Below are 17,444 nucleotides of genomic sequence, written 5' to 3'. Positions count from 1 at the left end.
GGGCCGTCAGAACAGCGTCCCGCGCTCCAGTTCCAGCAGCCAGCGCTTGCGGTCGACCCCGGCCGCGAAGCCGGTGAGCGCGCCGCTGGCGCCCATCACCCGGTGGCACGGCCGGACCACGAGCAGCGGGTTGGCGCCCACCGCGCCGCCGACCGCCCGCACCGCGCGCGGCGACTTCCCGGCGGCCGCGCCGAGTTCACCGTAGGTGACGGTGGCGCCGTACGGGATGTCGTCCAGGGCGTGCCAGATCTGCTGCCGGAACTCCGTGCCGACCGGTGCCAGCGGCAGGTCGAAGACGGTCAGCTCACCGGCGAAGTAGGCCGTCAGCTGCTCCACGGCCGGGGCCAGCGGCAGCGCGTCCGGCACCCAGTCGGGGGCGGGCTCCGAGAGCGCCCCCTTCTGGCCGGGTGCGGTCACCGCGGTCAGCGCGGCCGGTCCGTTGCCGTCCAGGGTGCCGCTCAGCAGCAGCACGCCCAGCGGGCTCTCCATGGTCGTGAACACCGTTGTCATGCCTGCTCACCCTTCACACTGTCCGAAGTCGTCCGTCCCTGTGCCGGGTTCACTGCCGAAGCGGTGGACCACAGCCGGTGGACGGCGTACGAGCGCCACGGCGCCCAGGTCTGCGCGATCGCGGCGGCCGCCTTGGGGTCGCCCGCCTGTCCGAGGCGGAGCAGGCCGTGCCTGACGCCGGCGTCCGTGGGCAGGAAGACGTCCGGGTCGGCGAGGGCCCGCATCCGCAGGTAGCCGACCGTCCACGGTCCGATCCCGGGCAGGTCCAGCAGCGCGGCCTCCGCCTGCTCGCGGTCGACGCCGCCGTCCAGCCGTACCGTGCCGTCGGCGAGCGCGGTGCACAGGCCGGTGAGTGCCCGGCGGCGGGACTGCGGCATGGCCAGGTCGCCCGGTTCCGCCCCGGCCAGGGCGGCGACGCTCGGGAAGAGCACCCGTAGCCCGCCGCTGGGCTCCGCCAGCGGCACGCCGTACCGGTCGGCGAGCCGTCCGGCCAGCGTACGCGCGGCCGCGACGGAGACCTGCTGGCCCAGCACCGCCCGCACCGCCAGCTCGTGCGGGTCCACGTGGCCGGGCGAACGGATGCCGGGGCGGGCGCGGACCAGGTCGCCGAGGACCGGGTCGGCACCCAGCCGGGTGTCCACGGCGTCCGGGTCGGCGTCCAGGTCGAAGAGGGCCCGCAGGCGGTACACGGCGGTGGTGAGGTCGCGCAGGTCGGTCAGGCGCAGGCGGCAGTCCAGCCAGCCCCGGCGGGGGTCGGTGGCCGGACCCAGGCCGTCCACCTCGGCGACGGCGTGGCCGTACGGGAGCGCGAGGGTGCGCCGGTAGGTGCGGACACCGGGCTGTGCGCCGGTGACGACCTCCTCCACGCCGGGGACGGCGCGCAGGGCCAGGAAGTCGATCAGGTGCTCGCTGTCGAGGGCGCCCCGGTAGGCGAGGCGCAGGCTGATCGAACCGGCTCGCACGGTGTTCCGGCGGCCGGCCGCGACCTCCGCGCGCAGGCCGCTGGGGGTACGGTCGTAGACCTCGCGGACGGTCTCGTTGAACTGCCGGACCGAGGCGAAGCCGGCCGCGAACGCGATCTCGGTGACCGGCAGTTCGGTGGTCTGGAGCAGCAGGCGGGCGGCCTGCGCGCGCTGGGCCCTGGCCAGGGCGAGCGGGCCCGCGCCGAGTTCGGCGGTCAGCTGGCGCTGCAACTGGCGGGAGCTGTAGCCGAGTCGGTCGGCGAGTCCGGCGACGCCCTCGCGGTCCACCACGCCGTCGCCGATCAGCCGCATCGCCCGGCCGACCAGGTCGGCCCGGTGGTTCCACTCGGGCGAGCCGGGGACGGAGTCCGGGCGGCAGCGACGGCAGGCCCGGTAACCGGCGCCCTGAGCGGCCGCCGCGGTGGGGTAGAAGGAGCAGTTCACCCGCTTCGGGGTGACCGCGGGGCAGCTCGGCCGGCAGTAGATGCCCGTGGTGCTGACGGCCGTGAAGAACACCCCGTCGAAGCGGGCGTCCCGGCTGTCCACGGCTCGGTATCGGGTGTCGTCGTCGATCACGCTGTCCAGTCTGCGTCACCGCAGGAGCATCGACTGGCGGAAATCGGACACGGCCGTCAGCGGCGCCCGGTCCGGACCGCCCCGGCCCGCGGCCGTGCGGCCACCCCCGCGATCAGGGGTGGCCGCACGTCAGGGTCCAGCACCGGGTCGAGCTTCGGGTCCAGCGCCGGGTCGGGCGTCGGATTCAGCGGCGGGTCGGGCTGTGCGGCCCGCGCATCGACTTGGTGATGCTCTTCCACCGCTGGAGACGGGCAGCTGCCAGCCGGGCGTCGGTCCGGGAGGCGTTCCACTCGTTCTCGCGCTGCAGCTTGAGGTAGCTCTCCCACCTGCGCTGCGGGAGCGTGCCGTCCGCCAGGGCGGCGGCCACCGCGCAGCCGGGCTCGGTGTGGTGGCCGCAGTCGTGGAAGCGGCAGCCCTCGGCGAGCTCATCGATCTCGCCGAACGCCTGCCGGAGCCCCTCGCCACCGAACAGGCCGACACCGCGCAGTCCCGGGGTGTCGATGACCACGCCGCCACCGGGCAGCGGGATCAACTCCCGGGTGGTGGTGGTGTGCCGGCCCTTCTCGTCCCGGTCCCTGGTCCGCTGGACGACCATCGTCTCGGTACCGGTGAGCGCGTTGGTCAGGGTGGACTTGCCCGCTCCGGACTGGCCGATCAGTGCGGTCGAGCCGCCGAGGCAGGCGCGCAGGACGTCCAGCCCCTCGCCGGTCTCGGCGCTGACCACCAGGACCGGCACGCCGGGCGCGATCCCCTCGACGTCGGACCTGATGTGCTCGGCGTCGTCCGCCAGGTCGGCCTTGGTGAGGACGACCAGCGGGTCTGCACCGCTCTCCCAGGCCAGCGCCAGGAAGCGTTCGATCCGGCCGAGATCGGGCTCGGCCGCGAGCGAGACGGCGATCAGTACGGAGTCGATGTTGGCCGCCAGGACCTGTCCGTCCGAGCGCTTGCCCGCGCCCTTGCGGATGATCGCGGTGCTGCGCGGCAGCAGCGCCGCCACGGTGGGCAGCGGCGTGGCCGCCAGGTCGACGGCCGCCCAGTCACCGGTGCAGGGATTGCCGACCGGGTCGGTGTCGTGGACCGGCCGGGAGTCGGCCCGTACGGTCCGCAGCTCGCCCGACTCGGGGTCGGTGAGCACGACCTCGCACTGGCCGCGGTCCACCCGTGCGATACGTGCAGGGGTGAGCCCGGCCTCGGCGAGGGGGGTGAACTCGGCTGCCCGCGCCTCGTCCCAGCCGAAGCCGGACAGCGGGGGGGCGACAGAGAAGTTGTTCAACGGGGGGTGACCCTTCGGAAGAAAAGGTGGCCCCGGCCGTGCGCGCTCGACGCTCGGGCGTCAGCGCAGGGGTGTGGGAGTGGGTCGGCCGGAGACCACGGAGGTAGGAACGCCGGTCTTCTTGGCACGGGCGACGCGCCGGACAACGACAGCCACCACGGTCCCCACCTCCCTTGTCACTCGACAGCCGACACAGTCAACAGCCCGGGGCACGGCCACCGATGGGCCCTCCCGGACGGGCACCACGGTAGTGCGGGTCCGTCCGGGAGGGCCATCGATTTATCCACGCCCGCCCAGCCCGGGGCTCGCCCAGCCCGGCCCTCGGCCGGCTGATCGCTCCCAAGCCCTCCCCGGCCCGCCTCCGCCGGCCCCTGTGCCCGGAAGTGCTGGGCCCGCAGGGCTGCGGCCTGCCGCCGCAGCGCCGTCCGCACGGTGGGCGGCATCGACTCGCAGGTCGTCCGCCAGAAGAGCTCGTTCGCGAAGGCGAGGTCACCGGTGTCGCCGCGCACCAGCCCGGCGATCACCGCCTCGTCGAAGGCGGGGAGCAGATTGGCGGGTGTGGTGCCCAGCAGCCTCGCCAGCTCGTCGAAGGCGATCCGGCGGTCCAGTACGGCCGCCACCCGCAGCATCCGGCGGCAGAAGGCGGAGCATTCGTGCAGCAGCCGCTGCACGAGGACGCGGACCCGCTCGGGGGTCGCGTACGAGGTGAGCCGGGCCGTCGGCCCGAACGTCAGGCAGCCCTCCTCCCGCACTCCCTCGACCAGCGCCTTCAACGCCTCGGGGTGCCCGCCCGCCTCGGCCAGCACCCGGGCGAGTGCGGCATCCGGTTCGGCCCCCAGCAGGTCGGCGGCGAGCGCGTGCGCCTCGGGTTCACCCAGCCGGCTGAGTGCCACTCGCTCGTGATGGATCGTCATGGAGAGCAGGGCGTTGTCCACCGGGCCGTTGGCCGAACCGCGCCGGCGGGTGACACACCAGACGGTCGGGGTGTCCGCGACCTGTCCGCGCAGGGCGTTGAGCGCCCTGGCGTCCTCGGCACCCGCACCGTGGAGGTCGTCGAGCAGGACGACCAGCGGGCCGCCCGAGTCCACCTCGCCGCGCAGGCCGTTCAGGACCGGGACGCCGAGCCCTTCCGCCACCCGCCCGGCCTCGTGGAGCATTCTGGATTTCCCGGCGCCGGAGGTTCCCTCGAATTCGAGCAGTACGCTGCCGAGAACCTCCACCGAGGAAATCAGCTCACGGATTCTGGATATCTCGGCGGCACGACCGCGCAGTGGCAGTTCATGCGGCCCGAGCAAAACGTGCATGACCCGGTCACCCTCCACCGTATCTCGGGGAAGCGGCAGCAGACGGCGAGCATGGACCCCGGTGAGCGCAGGCCACCGACCCTGCAGCATTCAAGAAGGAAGTCCGCTCGGGCCCGACGGAGAATCGGACGCAGCCCACGGGAGCGGACTCGTGATTTACCGCGCTCTGAACATCGGATGACGTCGACGAATATGTTCGATCTTCGTCTACGACCGACCGTGCAGGTACGCGCCGAACGCTAGCACACCAGTATTGGCCGGTCCGTAAATAGCGCATGACGACATCATTCCGTGACACCGGAGCATCGGCGCACCCCGGCCGGCGCCACCGGTCCCCTGCGGGCTCCGCCGCCCGTCCGCCTCCCCTCCGCCGCGTGCCACAACCTGACCGCCCCGAGAATAATACAGAACGCTCTCTTTGTTTTTGAAGGAACGGAACCCTCCGCTTCCGACCGGCCAGAGGCGCCCGGAGGTGGCCAGAGCTGCCCTACGAGGCCCCCGGAGGTGGCCGGAACGCCACCTCCTCGTCCGTCAGGGGGAGTTCAGCCCGCCTCGGGCCGTTCGGCCGTCGCGAGATGGTCGCGGTACCACGGGGCCGCGTCACCCAGCCGCGCCAGTGGCCCCGGACCGGCCGGACAGTCCGCCAGCTGCCAGATCTCCGCGCTGCGGTACCAGTGGTCCTGGGCCAGCAGCGAGAACTGACGTACCGACACCCGCCCCTGCGTCTCCGCCAGCAGCCGTACGCACTCCGACCACGGCAGGTCGGGCCCGGACTGCGGCGGCAGCACGCCGTGCCGGGCCAGTTCGGCGAGCAGCTCGCCGACCGGCACGGGCTGCGGGTGGCTCGCGTGGTACACACCGGGCTCGACCGGCTCCGCCGCCGTCGCGAGCGCGGCGATCAGGCGGGCCAGCTCGCGGACCTCCACCACGGACAGCAGGCCGGCACCGCCGGCCCACAACGCCGGTACCCGGCTGACCAGTTCGGAGTAGGCGGGCACCACCCAGCGGTCCCCCGCGCCGAGCACCAGACCCGGCCGCAGGACCACCGCGCCGGCCTCCCGGGCGAAGCCCTCGGCCGCCAGCCTGGTCCTGCTCGCATGGGAGACCGGCTCCGGGCGCACCCCGTCCACCGGGATGCCCCGGTGCGGACCGCAGCCGTACACGGCGGCCGTGGACAGCTGCACGATGCGCGACACCCCGGCCCGTACCGCCTCCGCCATCAGCATCCCGGCCCCCCGGGAGTTCACCGCCTCGCACTCCTCGGCGGTGCCGCCGACCCGCGCGGCCAGGTGGAGTAAGACCTCGGCGCCGGAACACAGTTCGCGGAGCGAGGCCCGGTCGGTGAGGTCCCCGGGCACCCGGTGCACCCCGCCGTCCTGCGGCGCAGCGCCCCGCACCAGGGCGCGGACCTCCGCACCCGTACCGAGCAGCGTACGCAGTACCGTCGACCCGATGAAGCCGGTCGCACCCGTCAGCGCGATTCGCACCGTCATGACCATGCTCCACAGCGGTTGATGTCGATGGCCACGTCTTCCCGCACCTCCTGCCGGGCGACTCCCGGCAGCAGGTAGCGCCAGAGTTCGGCGATCCGCTCCGGCAGGTCGGTCCGGTTGGTCGAGATCTGCGACATGACCTGGGTACCGGTGAAGGCCGCCACCAGGAGCCGGGCGAAGCCCCGACTGTCCACGTCGGGAAGGAGTTCACCGCGTTCGCGGGCCACCGTCAGCTCCTTGGAGAACTGCTCGATCCACCACTCGTAGACCGAGTACTCGGCGAGCCCGGACTCCTCCTGCTCGACGGCGAGGCGCACCCCGGCCCGGAGCAGCACGTTGTGCCGCAGCTCGACCGCCAGGTAGAGGGTGAGGTCCACCAACTGCTGCAACCCCTGCGGGGACTTCGGCAGGTCCAGCTTGTCGGCCTGGTGCACGATGACCGCCCGCGCCAGGTCCTCCTTGGACTTGAAGTGGAAGTAGACCGCCCCCTGGGTGGTCTCGGCCCGCTCCATAATCTTGCTGATCGCTGCCCCGGAGTACCCGTACCGGTCGAAAACCTCGGCTGCGGCTTCGAGGATCAACCACCGCTTGCGGATCGCCCGTTCCTGCTTGGGCTGTGCCATCAACTCGCTCCTGGGACATCGACAAAAAACTGAACGTACTTTATTTTTTGACCGTCGCAGTATTCAACCCGCGTACCGAGAAGCGCTGCACTCGGAGTTGAGAGACGCCCGATATGTCCAACCTTACGCACACTGCCCCCGCCGCAGCCATGTCCGAAAGAACCGTCCCGCAGCACCTCGTGCACAAGCTCGACCCCGACGAGGTCTTCCTGACGGCCTGGCAGCGCACCTCCCCCGACTCCTTCACCGTCACCGCCCGGTGGCCCGAGGACCAGTCCTTCCACTTAGGTGCGGACGGATCCTACGAGCCACTGCTGGTGACCGAGACAGTTCGTCAACTCTTCCCACTGCTCTGCCATGTCGGCTACGACATCCCGCTCGACCAGCACCTGGTCTGGGAGAGCTACCGCTACGCACTGATCCCCGACGTGCTGCACCCCGGCACCCGACTCGGGCCCGTGGAGCTCGAGTTACGCGTGCTCTGCACCGATCTGGTCCAGCGCCGGGGCCGCCCGGTCGCGATGACCATGCACATCGAACTGCTCCGCGACGGCATGCTGCACGCCCGCGCACGCTCGCGCTTCACCATCCAGGCCCCCGCCGTCTACCGCCGGCTGCGCGCCGACCACTCGGACGCCTCGCGGGCCATGGCCTCCGCACTCCCCCTCCAACCACCGGTTCCCGCAACGGAGTCCGGCCGGCACCGGGCCGAGGACGTCCTGCTCTCGCCGCTCGCCGACCACGACGGCCCGGGCAGCGCCTGGCAGCTGCGGGTGGACACCTCGCACCCCAAGTACTTCGACCATCCCGTCGACCACGTGCCCGGCATGCTGCTCCTGGAAGCGGCCCGCCAGGCGACCCAGGCCGTCCTGCACCCGCACCCGGCACTGCCGGTCGCGATGGAGACCGCCTTCCACCGCTACGTCGAGCTCGACACCCCGTGCCGGATCGAGACCCAGCTGCTCCCCTCCGGCCTGGTCCGCGTCACCGCCCGCCAGCAGGGCGAACTCAGCTTCCGCGCCGATGTCCTGCCGGGTGCGGTTCCGCTCATCTAGCCCGCCGCCCCGGGCCGGGTCGACCCCAACCGGTCGGCCCGGCCCGGGGCCTGTGCGCTTCTGCGTGCGCAGCCGCGCCGGTGACCTGACGGAGTAAGGCCAACCTCCCAGCCGGTCAAGGGAGTTGTCGATCAAGACCGCAACCGCTCCCGGACCTGCCCGAGTTGACGCAGTGGCCACGATCCCGCCATCGGGCCGAACCGCGGCCGGCACCTGCGACGTCAGTCGCAGGAACCCCGGACCGCATAGAGGGTGACCGTGATGCCGCGGACCGCCGTACTGCGGCAGGGCTTGAACCGCGCGGCGAGCACGGCGAGTTTGGCCCGGTCGCGCGCGGAGGCACCCCGCGGGCGCGGGTCGGTGACCAGGACGACCCGGTGCACGGTGGCCAGGGCGGCCCGGATCCGCTCGGGTGCGGCCTCGACGCCGTTGATGGTCCCGGAGTCCGCGCCGCTCCGGACCAGTGCGATATCCGTCAAGTCGGCGAAGGCGGCGGGGTCGTAGAGCGCGGCCTCCCGGCGGGAACCGGGGACGAAGAGCACGGCGTCCCCCGGGCGCCCGAGGTCCCGCGCCGCCCGCGCCGCCGCGGCCACGTCGTTGGGCCTGCTCTGCGGGGTCCGCAGACCGCGTTCCAGCGGCAGCGGCGCCAGCACGAGTGCGGCCAGTGCGAAGGCCGCGACCACCGGCCGCCCGGCGGTCGGCCACCGGGCCAGCGCACGCGGCAGCCGGGCCCAGCCCCGGTCGAGCGCGAGACCGAGCAGCAGGGCGAGACCCGCGTAGCTGAAGACGACATAGCGGTCCACATAGAGCGGGTCCAGGTACGAGACCAGGATCAGCACCGCCGGGGGCAGCACCAGCAGCGGCAGCGCCAGTGCCCGCAGCCGGGGCACCGCACCGGGGACGGCCGGCTGCCGCAGGCAGGCGCAGAGCGCGCCGACGGCGCCGGTGAGCGCCGGGGCCCAGAGGTCGGACCAGTCCGGCGTCCTGATCCAGGCGACCTGGTCCGCCTGCGCGCGGCTGATCAGCACCAGCGGGAGCAGCCCCACCAGCACGAGCGCCGTCGTCACGGCCCAACCGCGCCACACCCGGCGCCCGGCCCGCCCCCACCAGAGGGTCACCGCGTGCCCGGCCACCGCCAGCACGGCGAACTCGTGCAGCAGCGCACCGAGCAGCATCACCGCCCCGTACGCCGCCCAGGCCGAGGCCCGCGGCCGCTGCCAGGCCCGGACCAGCAGCAGGCTGCCGACCACCACGGCCGCGCACACCGAGGCGTAACTGCGGCCCTCCTGCGCGTACTGCTGCACGGCGGGCACCAGCGCGAAGACCAGCCCGGCCAGCAGCCCGGCCCTCGGCCCGGCGAGCCGTCGGCCGATCTCGGCCAGCGCGGCGGCGGCCAGCACCATGGCGAGCACCGAGGGCAGCCGCAGCGCGAGCAGACCGCCGTCCCAGCACCGGAAGACGGTGTGGAGGAGGAGATAGTGCAGCCCGTGCACCGCGTCGATCTCGTGGAGCATCCGCCAGATCTCGGGCAGGCTCCGGTGGGCGACCTGGTAACTCACCGCCTCGTCCCGCCAGATGCTCCCGCCCCGCCCGATCCCCCAGAGTCCGAGCAGGAGGATCAGCAGGGCCGGTGGCAGGACGACGGGCCGGACCCGGTCCGGCGTCGGTGGTTCGTTGGTGGTCACGATCATTCAGTATGCGGAACACCGGCGCCGGGCCCGAACTGACCGGTTGACAGACTGGCCCGATGATTCCGCACCTCCGACGACGCGTCCCGCCCACCGCCTGGCCCGTCCTCGTCTGGCTGTTAAGCCGTGCCGTCCTGGTCGCCGGCGCACTCAAGGTCGGGCCGTTCGCGACGACGGACCCGCTCGACTACTCGGTCTCGCGGGTCTACCACGGGTGGTTCGACGTCCTGTCAGGTGGCGGTTTCCCGATCGGCGACGTCACCTGGCAGTACCCGCCCGGCGCGGCCGGGGTGATCCTGGCCCCCGCGCTGTTCCCCTTCGTCGGGTACGACCGCGCCTTCGTGCTGCTGTGCGCGCTGTGCGACCTGGCGGTGCTGGCCGGGCTGGTCCGAGCCGGGGTCGGGTCCGGACGCGGTACGGCGGCGCTCTGGCTGTGGACGGCGGGGCTGCCGCTGCTGTGGACCGTCCCGTGGACCCGGTTCGACATCGTGGTGGCCGCCGTGGCGGTGGCCGCACTGCTCGCGGGCCGCCGGGGTACGGCGCGCGGCGACCGGGTGTTCGGCGCACTGGTCGCGCTCGGCACGCTGATCAAGGCGTGGCCGGTACTGCTGCTGATCGGCACCGCTCGCGGGCTCCGCACCCGGCGCAGCCGGACGGCGGCGCTGCTCGGGCTGGTGGTGGCCGGCGGCGGGGCGGCGTTGGCCTGGCCCGGGGCGTACGGGTTCCTGACGGCGCAGCAGGAGCGGGGCATCCAGTTCGAGTCGCTCGGCGCGCTGCCGTTCCACCTCGCCCGGCACCTGGGCTGGTCCGGCCGGCTGGCGGTCAACTACGGCTCGACGGAGTTCCTCGGGCCGTACGTCCGGGTGGCGACAGTGGTCAGCGAGGTCTGCACGGTGCTGGCGCTCGGGTGGCTGGTGTGCTGGCGGCTGCGGGCCGACCTGCGGCCGGAGTGGGTGCTGCCGGACGCGGCGTTGACGGCGGTGCTGCTGTTCACGGTGACCAGCCGGGTGCTGAGTCCCCAGTACCTGGTGTGGCTGGTGGCACTCGCGGCGGTCTGCCTGCTGCACCGGGAGAGCTCGCAGCGGCCGGTGGCCTACCTGGTCCTGACGGCCTGTCCGCTGACCATGGCGGTGTTCCCGTTCATGGGCCGCGCACTGGCCGAGGGCTCGGTGCCGGCCGCCCTACTGCTCGCCGCGCGCGACCTGCTGCTGCTCGCCGCCGCCCTGCTGTCCGCCCGCCGCCTCCATCTGGCCACCCGACGGCATCCCGGCGATCGAGGGGGCATGCCGTCAGGGCCGGTGTCCCGGCGGCGCGGTGAACTGCGCGCCCCGTCAGGCGACTTCGTACGCCTCCCGCAGGGGCAGCCGGGCACCACCCGGGGGCATGGATCTCAGACTGGATATTGATCCGGTAACGCCGCACGGGGCCGTGTTCGTCGTCCCGGACGCCTTCGAGGACGCCGCCGTGGTGCTCGATCGTCTTCACCGAGGCGAGGTTGTCGGCTTCACAGACGATCAGCACCCGGTACATATCCGTGGGACCGGTCTTACGCAGGAGGCTCTGCCGGCCAGGCCCACCTCGCAGCCCCGGCGGGGCAGGGTGAGGGCAGGCCGCACGGGCCAGCCGCCTGCCACAACCTGCTGAACCCGTGCGGCCGTTGCTCCGCTGCCGCCGCCGCGCCCGTTCCTCCCGGGGTGCCGCCGGTCGGCGTCCTACCGGGGGAACGGGGCGAGGTCGGGCTCGACCCAGCCGTTCTTCGCCTGCGGGCCGGCCAGTGTCGCCGGACGGTAGAAACGGGTCAGCAGACGCTTGTCGAGCAGTTCGGGGTGGCGGTCGGCGAACGTGGTGAAGTCACTCTCGCCGAGCTCGCCCGCATGGTGTCCGACCAGTTCCACCCAGGCGCGGCTGACGGTCACGTGGTATTTCTGGGGCGCACCCGCATAGCTGGCGGTGCGCTGGATGCCGTCGCTGACCAGGCCGACCGCTGCGGGCACGCCGCACCGCCGCACGGCCAGCCACGTCAGGTGGACATGCTCCCGGTGACCGAACCGCTCGGCGGTCGCCATCACTTCGGCCATCAACGCATCGAAGGTGGGCACGCTGTCGGTCTGCGTCCCGGACTGGTGCGGGGTCATGAGGACACCTCGGTCAGGGCCTGCAGGGCGGTGCGCAGGCCGGCAATCGCGTCGGCGGGCAGTTGGCCGAGCGCGCGGCGCTCCAGGTCGGTGACGGCCTGCCGGATCGTGGTGGCGGCGAGCCGTCCGGAGGAGGTGAGCTCGATGAGCACCGCCCGGCGGTCTCCCGGGCGGGTGCCCCGGGTGATGTGGCCGCGCCGTTCCAGGCGGTCCAGCACGCTGGTCAGGGTGGTGGGGCGGGTGCCCACGGCCGCTCCCAGTTCGGACACTGTCCGCCCGCGACCATCGGCGAGGTTGGCCAGCGCATTGATCTCGGAAGCGGTCAGGTCCAGGTCGACCAGCTCTGCGGCGAGCACCTGGAGGGTGGCGTGGGTGGCCCGCTGGAGCGCCAGCAGGGCCGACCACTCGGATGGCACGGTTTCGGACTGCACGATTTAGGACTATACGATTTCGTATCACCGGTCGCAATCCGGGCCCGGCCGTGCCAGGCGTCCGGGCCCCTGCTGCCGGTACCGGTCCGTGCCGATGCCGATGCCGGTCACCCGGATTCGAGTTCGGACGGTGCGGAGATGCCGCGCGACGAAGCCCTACCGGCCGGGCCGGGGGCCGTGGTGGGGGTTGCCGTGCGGCGGGGCGGCCGGGCGGTCGGCGTCGGGCGGTGGCGGGGGCTGGCGGCGGTGGGTGCCGCCGGGGCGCAGGCGGCCGCGCAGGTCCTTCGGCGGCAGGATCTCGGCCCAGCGCTCGGGGTACTCGGAGGGGACGTCGCCGTCGTCCTCGTCGTCCTCGTACTCGTCCTCGTGGCCCTCGGCGAGGCCGAGTTCCCTGGCCAGCCGGGCCCGCTCCACCGCGCGCCGGGCGGTGACCTCGCGGACCACCGCCGCCGCGGCCTCCTCGCTGGCGCGCTCGTTCTCGGCGCGGGCGTCGGCGGTCTCGACCGTCGGCCACCTGCGGTCTATGGCGGCGTTCATCGCGGCGCCGATCAGGACGGCCAGCGCGACCACACCGATCCACAGCAGGACGGCCACCGGCGCGGCCAGCGACCCGTACACCGACGGGCCCTCCACCGAGTGGATCAGGTAGATCCGGAGCAGCACGCTGCAGACCACCAGCACGCCGAGGGCGACCAGCGCGCCGGGGATGTCCTCGCGCCAGGGGGTACTGACCGGGACGGCCACGTGGTAGAGCGTGGTGAGGAAGGCGACCAGCAGCAGGATGGTGGCGGGCCAGTACAGCGCGTTGACCACGCCCGCCGCCGTGGGCAGCTCGTAGACCAGCAGCCCAGGTCCTGCGACCAGCAGCGGCAGCACGAGCGAGCCGATCACCAGGGCGCCGAGGTAGAGGCCGAGCGACATCAGCCGGGTCTGGACGATGCCGCGCTTGCCGTCGAGCCCGTACATGACGGTGATGGTGTCGATGAAGATGTACAGGGCCCGCGAGCCGGACCAGAGCGAGAGCAGGAAGCCGATCGAGATGAGGTCGGGGCGGCCGTTGTCGAAGACCCCGGTGAGCAGCGGCTGGACGATCTGCTCGATCGAGCTGGGTGAGAGGACCGTCCCGGCAGCCGAGACGATGTCGTGCTTGAGCTTGTCGATGGTGCCCGCGCCGAGGATCTCGTCCAGGTAGCCGAGCGTGCCGGCCAGGCAGAGGAGCAGCGGCGGGATGGAGAGCAGGGTGAAGAACGCGGCCTCCGCGGCGAGCCCGGTGACGCGGTACTCGACGCAGGTGTTGGTGGTGTCCTTGAGCAGGGCCCAGAGCGTGGTCCGCCACGCCGATCTGCGCACGGCGCGCCGACGCCTGCCACGGCGTCGTGAAGGCCGGTCGGGCGTCGTCCTGGAGGTTTCCCCTGCTGGTTGCACGCCCCTACGGTAGCGGGCCCGGTGCCCCCTCCCGGCCCGCCCTGCGACCCGGCCGCCGGGGCCGCTCGGACCGGCCGCCGGGCACCCCGCCGGACGGCCGGCCGAGGGGCGGCGGGTACGACGTATATAAGGGGGGTGGCGGGGGCGGTTCCGACTCGCCCGCGCAGTGCGGCAGGTGACACAGCGGGCCCGGTCTGCGGCTTGCTCCTGGCGTATCGCATAGTGAAACCAATGCGTCCACTATTCGGATGTTAGTGGACCGAGAGTCGCTCGCCGTGCGAATCTCTTGCCATGCCAAGCGCCGGAGCCACCCTGGTAGGTCGACTGCACGTCGATCTCCTTCGCGTGTCCAGCGCCATCTGTCCGGTGACCTGAGCCCCACCCCGCTGCCACCACCGCACCCGGCGCCACCCCTTGCCATACCCGCAGAAGCGGTTGCACAGGCGCCCTCCGGCCGAGGTCACTGCCTGCCTGAACCTGCCCAAGTCCGCAGGTCGGAAGCAGTTTCGCGGTCGGGATGCCAGCCCCTCCCCCAGCCTGCCGCCCAAAGGACGACACCATGGCCACCACTCCCGAGACGGTCGAGCCCGCGGCCGACAGCGCACCCGTGCGCCGCCCAGCCGCCGCCCGCAAGGTGACCCGCCACCGCGGCGAGGGCCAGTGGGGCATGGGCCACTTCACGCCGCTCAACGCCAACGAGCAGTTCAAGAAGGACGACGACGGTCTCAACGTACGGACACGTATTGAGACGATCTACGCGCGCCAGGGCTTCGACTCCATCGACCCCGCCGACCTGCGCGGCCGGATGCGCTGGTGGGGCCTGTACACCCAGCGCAAGGAGGGCATCGACGGCGGCAAGACGGCCATCCTGGACCCGCACGAGCTGGACGCCGAGTACTTCATGCTGCGCGTGCGCATCGACGGCGGCCGGCTGACGGTGGCCCAGCTGCGGGCGATCGGCGAGGTCTCCGAGCAGTACGGCCGGGGCACCGCCGACCTGACCGACCGGCAGAACGTGCAGTACCACTGGATCCGGATCGAGGACGTCCCGGCCATCTGGCAGAAGCTGGAGGCCGTCGGCCTGTCCACCACCGAGGCCTGCGGCGACACGCCCCGCGTCATCCTCGGCTCGCCCGTCGCCGGTGTCGCCGAGGACGAGATCATCGACGGCACCCCGGCGATCGACGAGATCCAGCGCCGCTTCATCGGCAACCCGGACTTCTCCAACCTGCCGCGCAAGTTCAAGTCCGCGGTCTCCGGCTCGCCGCTGCTGGACGTGGCGCACGAGATCAACGACATCGCCTTCGTCGGCGTGGTCCACCCCGAGCACGGCCCCGGCTTCGACCTCTGGGTCGGCGGCGGGCTGTCCACCAACCCCAAGCTGGGCGTCCGCCTCGGCGCCTGGGTGCCGCTGGACGAGGTCGCGGACGTCTACGGCGGTGTGATCGGCATCTTCCGCGACTACGGCTACCGGCGCCTGCGCAACCGCGCCCGGCTGAAGTTCCTGGTCGCGGACTGGGGCGTGGAGAAGTTCCGCCAGGTGCTGGAGGACGAGTACCTCAAGTACCAGCTGATCGACGGCCCGGCACCCGAGGAGCCCAGCGGCCGCTGGCGCGACCACGTCGGCGTGCACCGGCAGAAGGACGGGAAGTTCTACGTCGGCTTCGCCCCGCGGGTCGGCCGGGTCAACGGCGAGCTGCTCACCAGGATCGCCGACCTCGCCGCCGAGCACGGCTCGGACCGGCTGCGCACCACCGCCGAGCAGAAGATGCTGGTCCTCGACATCGCCGAGGACCGGGTCGAGTCGCTGGTGGCCGGCCTGGAGGCGCTGGACCTGCGGGTCACCCCGTCCCCGTTCCGCCGCGGCACCATGGCCTGCACCGGCATCGAGTACTGCAAGCTGGCGATCGTCGAGACCAAGGAGCGCGGCCGCACCCTCATCGACGAACTGGAGCGCCGCCTACCGGAGTTCGAGGAGCCGCTGACCATCAACATCAACGGCTGCCCGAACGCCTGCGCCCGGATCCAGGTCGCGGACATCGGTCTCAAGGGCCAGCTGGTGACGGACGAGAACGGCGAGCAGGTCGAGGGCTACCAGGTGCACCTGGGCGGCGCGCTGGGCCTGGAGGCCGGGTTCGGCCGCAAGGTCCGCGGGCTCAAGGTCACCAAGGACGGCCTGCCCGACTACGTCGAGCGCCTGCTGACCCGCTACCAGGCCGAGCGCCTCGAAGGCGAGCGGTTCGCCCAGTGGACCGCCCGGGCGAACGAGGAGGCCCTGTCGTGAGCGAGCGCGCCGCACCGTTCTACTGCCCGTACTGCGGGGACGAGGACCTGCGCCCGAACGAGACCGGCCACGGCGCCTGGGAGTGCGCGGCCTGCCGCCGGGCCTTCCAGCTGAAGTTCCTCGGCCTGCTGTCGACCGCCAACGGGGGTACACCGCATGAGCACCACGACTGATCTGGAGCAGCTGGCGACCAGAGCCGGCCGCGAGCTGGAGGAGGCCACCCCGCAGGAGATCCTGCGGTGGGCCGCCGACACCTTCGGCAAGCGGTTCTGCGTCACCTCCTCGATGGAGGACGCGGTGGTGGCACACCTGGCCTCCTCGGTCCTCCCGGGCGTGGACGTGGTGTTCCTGGACACCGGCTACCACTTCGCCGAGACCATCGGCACCCGGGACGCGGTGGCTGCGGTCATGCCGGTCAACGTCATCACGCTGACCCCGAAGCTCACCGTGGCCGAGCAGGACGCCCGGTACGGGCCGCAACTGCACGACCGCGACCCGGACCTGTGCTGCTCGCTGCGCAAGGTCGAGCCGCTGAACCGGGGCCTGGGCGGGTACGACGCCTGGGCGACCGGGCTGCGCCGCGACGAGTCGCCGTCCCGCGCCGGCACTCCGGTGGTGGCCTGGGACGCCAAGCGCCGCAAGGTCAAGCTCGCGCCGATCGCCCGCTGGACCCAGGCCGACGTGGACGCCTACGTCAACGCCAACGGGGTCCTGCTCAACCCGCTGCTGTGGGAGGGTTACACCTCCATCGGCTGCTCCCCGCTGTCCTGCACCGCCAAGCCCGGCGAGGGCGAGCAGGGCAGGGCCGGCCGGTGGGCGGGCTCGGGCAAGACCGAGTGCGGCATCCATCTCTGACCACCAGTCAATTCACTTACCGATCAGGAGACATCACCGTGACGACAGCCGACACCTCGCACCGCGAGGAGTCCGTCGCGGGGGCTACGGCGGCCCCCGCGGCCGCCCCCTGCGAGCGCGGCGCCACTGTGTGGCTGACCGGACTGCCGAGCGCGGGCAAGACCACCCTCGCGTTCGCGCTGGCCGAGCGGCTGCGCGCCGAAGGCCACAAGGTAGAGGTCCTCGACGGTGACGAGATCCGCGAGTTCCTCTCCAAGGGCCTGGGCTTCACCAAGCAGGACCGGCACACCAACGTCACCCGGATCGGCTTCGTCGCCGAGAAGCTGGCGGCCAACGGCGTCAAGGTCCTCGCCCCGGTGATCGCACCGTACGCCGACTCGCGCGCCGCCGTGCGCGAGCGGCACGCGGCGAACGGCACGGACTTCCTGGAGATCCACGTCGCGACGCCGGTCGAGGTCTGCTCGGAGCGGGATGTGAAGGGCCTCTACGCCAAGCAGGCTGCCGGCGAGATCTCCGGCCTGACCGGCGTGGACGACCCGTACGAGGCGCCCCGGGACCCGGAGCTGCGCCTGGAGACCCAGGGGCGGACGGTCGCCGACTCGGCCGCCGAACTGCACACCTTCCTGACCACGAGGGGCCTGGCATGACGACCGCGACCCACAGCCTTCCCGGGACCGAGAGCCCCTTCGCGCTCTCGCACCTGGACGCCCTGGAAGCCGAGTCGGTGCACGTCTTCCGCGAGGTGGCGGGGGAGTTCGAGCGTCCGGTGATCCTGTTCTCGGGCGGCAAGGACTCCATCGTCATGCTGCACCTGGCACTGAAGGCGTTCG

The 17,444-nt window shown here is 72.4% G+C and carries 18 protein-coding genes; 8 read left to right on the top strand and 10 right to left on the bottom strand.

Translation table 11 applies throughout. From position 1 onward, the window contains the following. Positions 1-6: 6 nt before the first annotated feature. The 6 genes from UK12_RS05155 to UK12_RS05130 all read right to left on the bottom strand — a co-directional run bounded on the left by UK12_RS05155 (position 7) and on the right by UK12_RS05130 (position 6,741). On the bottom strand, positions 7-510 hold the full coding sequence (locus UK12_RS05155; RefSeq protein ID WP_045300024.1) for a methylated-DNA--[protein]-cysteine S-methyltransferase: 504 nt from the start codon (positions 508-510) through the stop codon (positions 7-9). Continuing rightward, positions 507-2,048, bottom strand: coding sequence for a DNA-3-methyladenine glycosylase 2 family protein (locus UK12_RS05150; RefSeq protein WP_063838209.1), 1,542 nt, complete (start codon positions 2,046-2,048; stop codon positions 507-509). The genes UK12_RS05155 and UK12_RS05150 overlap by 4 nt, the downstream gene beginning before the upstream one ends. 184 nt (positions 2,049-2,232) lie before the next feature. Further along, the gene (gene rsgA, locus UK12_RS05145) at positions 2,233-3,321 is read right to left on the bottom strand and encodes a ribosome small subunit-dependent GTPase A (protein WP_045300022.1); all 1,089 of its coding nucleotides are present in this window, start codon (positions 3,319-3,321) and stop codon (positions 2,233-2,235) included. 176 nt (positions 3,322-3,497) lie between these two features. Beyond that, positions 3,498-4,625 (bottom strand): hypothetical protein, encoded by a 1,128-nt coding sequence (locus tag UK12_RS05140; RefSeq protein WP_156178543.1) that lies wholly within the window; start codon positions 4,623-4,625, stop codon positions 3,498-3,500. A 542-nt stretch (positions 4,626-5,167) separates the two neighbouring features. Next, on the bottom strand, positions 5,168-6,118 hold the full coding sequence (locus tag UK12_RS05135) for an NAD-dependent epimerase/dehydratase family protein (protein ID WP_045300018.1): 951 nt from the start codon (positions 6,116-6,118) through the stop codon (positions 5,168-5,170). Next, complete coding sequence (locus UK12_RS05130) at positions 6,115-6,741, bottom strand: ScbR family autoregulator-binding transcription factor (protein ID WP_045300015.1); 627 nt, start codon at positions 6,739-6,741, stop codon at positions 6,115-6,117. The genes UK12_RS05135 and UK12_RS05130 overlap by 4 nt, the downstream gene beginning before the upstream one ends. A gap of 149 nt (positions 6,742-6,890) precedes the next feature. Here UK12_RS05130 and UK12_RS05125 point away from each other — a divergent pair, with 149 nt between their 5' ends. Next, positions 6,891-7,796, top strand: coding sequence for a ScbA/BarX family gamma-butyrolactone biosynthesis protein (locus UK12_RS05125; protein ID WP_197084582.1), 906 nt, complete (start codon positions 6,891-6,893; stop codon positions 7,794-7,796). Between the two features lie 221 nt (positions 7,797-8,017). Here UK12_RS05125 and UK12_RS05120 read toward each other — a convergent pair whose 3' ends face one another. Further along, complete coding sequence (locus UK12_RS05120) at positions 8,018-9,481, bottom strand: glycosyltransferase family 39 protein (protein WP_197084581.1); 1,464 nt, start codon at positions 9,479-9,481, stop codon at positions 8,018-8,020. A gap of 62 nt (positions 9,482-9,543) precedes the next feature. Here UK12_RS05120 and UK12_RS05115 point away from each other — a divergent pair, with 62 nt between their 5' ends. Then, entirely contained in the window at positions 9,544-10,890 is a 1,347-nt protein-coding gene (locus UK12_RS05115; RefSeq protein ID WP_052681560.1) for a glycosyltransferase family 87 protein, read from the top strand. A gap of 306 nt (positions 10,891-11,196) precedes the next feature. On the opposite strand, the gene UK12_RS05110 is transcribed toward UK12_RS05115, so the two are convergent. The 3 genes from UK12_RS05110 to UK12_RS05100 form a co-directional block, all read right to left on the bottom strand. After that, a complete protein-coding gene (locus UK12_RS05110; protein WP_045300009.1) occupies positions 11,197-11,619 on the bottom strand; it encodes a hypothetical protein in 423 nt (140 codons plus the stop codon). Then, positions 11,616-12,050, bottom strand: a complete 435-nt coding sequence (locus tag UK12_RS05105) for a MarR family winged helix-turn-helix transcriptional regulator (protein ID WP_045300007.1) — start codon at positions 12,048-12,050, stop codon at positions 11,616-11,618. Before UK12_RS05105 ends, UK12_RS05110 begins: the two co-directional genes overlap by 4 nt. Positions 12,051-12,206: 156 nt before the next feature. Beyond that, positions 12,207-13,400, bottom strand: coding sequence for a YihY/virulence factor BrkB family protein (locus UK12_RS05100; RefSeq protein WP_045300005.1), 1,194 nt, complete (start codon positions 13,398-13,400; stop codon positions 12,207-12,209). Positions 13,401-13,766: 366 nt separating this feature from the next. Between UK12_RS05100 and UK12_RS44945 the strand changes: the two genes are divergently transcribed. The 6 genes from UK12_RS44945 to UK12_RS05080 all read left to right on the top strand — a co-directional run. After that, a complete protein-coding gene (locus UK12_RS44945) occupies positions 13,767-13,850 on the top strand; it encodes a putative leader peptide (RefSeq protein WP_317634116.1) in 84 nt (27 codons plus the stop codon). Positions 13,851-14,034: 184 nt separating this feature from the next. Beyond that, a complete protein-coding gene (locus tag UK12_RS05095; protein ID WP_045300003.1) occupies positions 14,035-15,759 on the top strand; it encodes a nitrite/sulfite reductase in 1,725 nt (574 codons plus the stop codon). After that, positions 15,756-15,932, top strand: a complete 177-nt coding sequence (locus UK12_RS40905) for a hypothetical protein (RefSeq protein WP_197084580.1) — start codon at positions 15,756-15,758, stop codon at positions 15,930-15,932. Before UK12_RS05095 ends, UK12_RS40905 begins: the two co-directional genes overlap by 4 nt. Beyond that, positions 15,916-16,614 (top strand): phosphoadenylyl-sulfate reductase, encoded by a 699-nt coding sequence (locus UK12_RS05090; RefSeq protein ID WP_045300001.1) that lies wholly within the window; start codon positions 15,916-15,918, stop codon positions 16,612-16,614. Before UK12_RS40905 ends, UK12_RS05090 begins: the two co-directional genes overlap by 17 nt. A 38-nt stretch (positions 16,615-16,652) precedes the next feature. After that, positions 16,653-17,261 carry an adenylyl-sulfate kinase gene (cysC, locus tag UK12_RS05085; RefSeq protein WP_197084579.1) on the top strand — a complete coding sequence of 203 codons (609 nt, stop codon included), beginning with the start codon at positions 16,653-16,655 and terminating at the stop codon, positions 17,259-17,261. Next, positions 17,258-17,444, top strand: a 187-nt coding sequence (locus UK12_RS05080; protein ID WP_045299999.1) for a phosphoadenosine phosphosulfate reductase domain-containing protein, incomplete at its 3' end; no start/stop codon positions are given. The genes cysC and UK12_RS05080, both read left to right, overlap by 4 nt.

This window comes from Saccharothrix sp. ST-888 (genome assembly GCF_000955975.1).
In the GTDB taxonomy this organism is placed as follows: Bacteria; Actinomycetota; Actinomycetes; order Streptomycetales; family Streptomycetaceae; genus Kitasatospora.
Note: the sequence above shows the minus strand (reverse complement) of the source record. Positions and strands in the feature narration are given on the sequence as shown.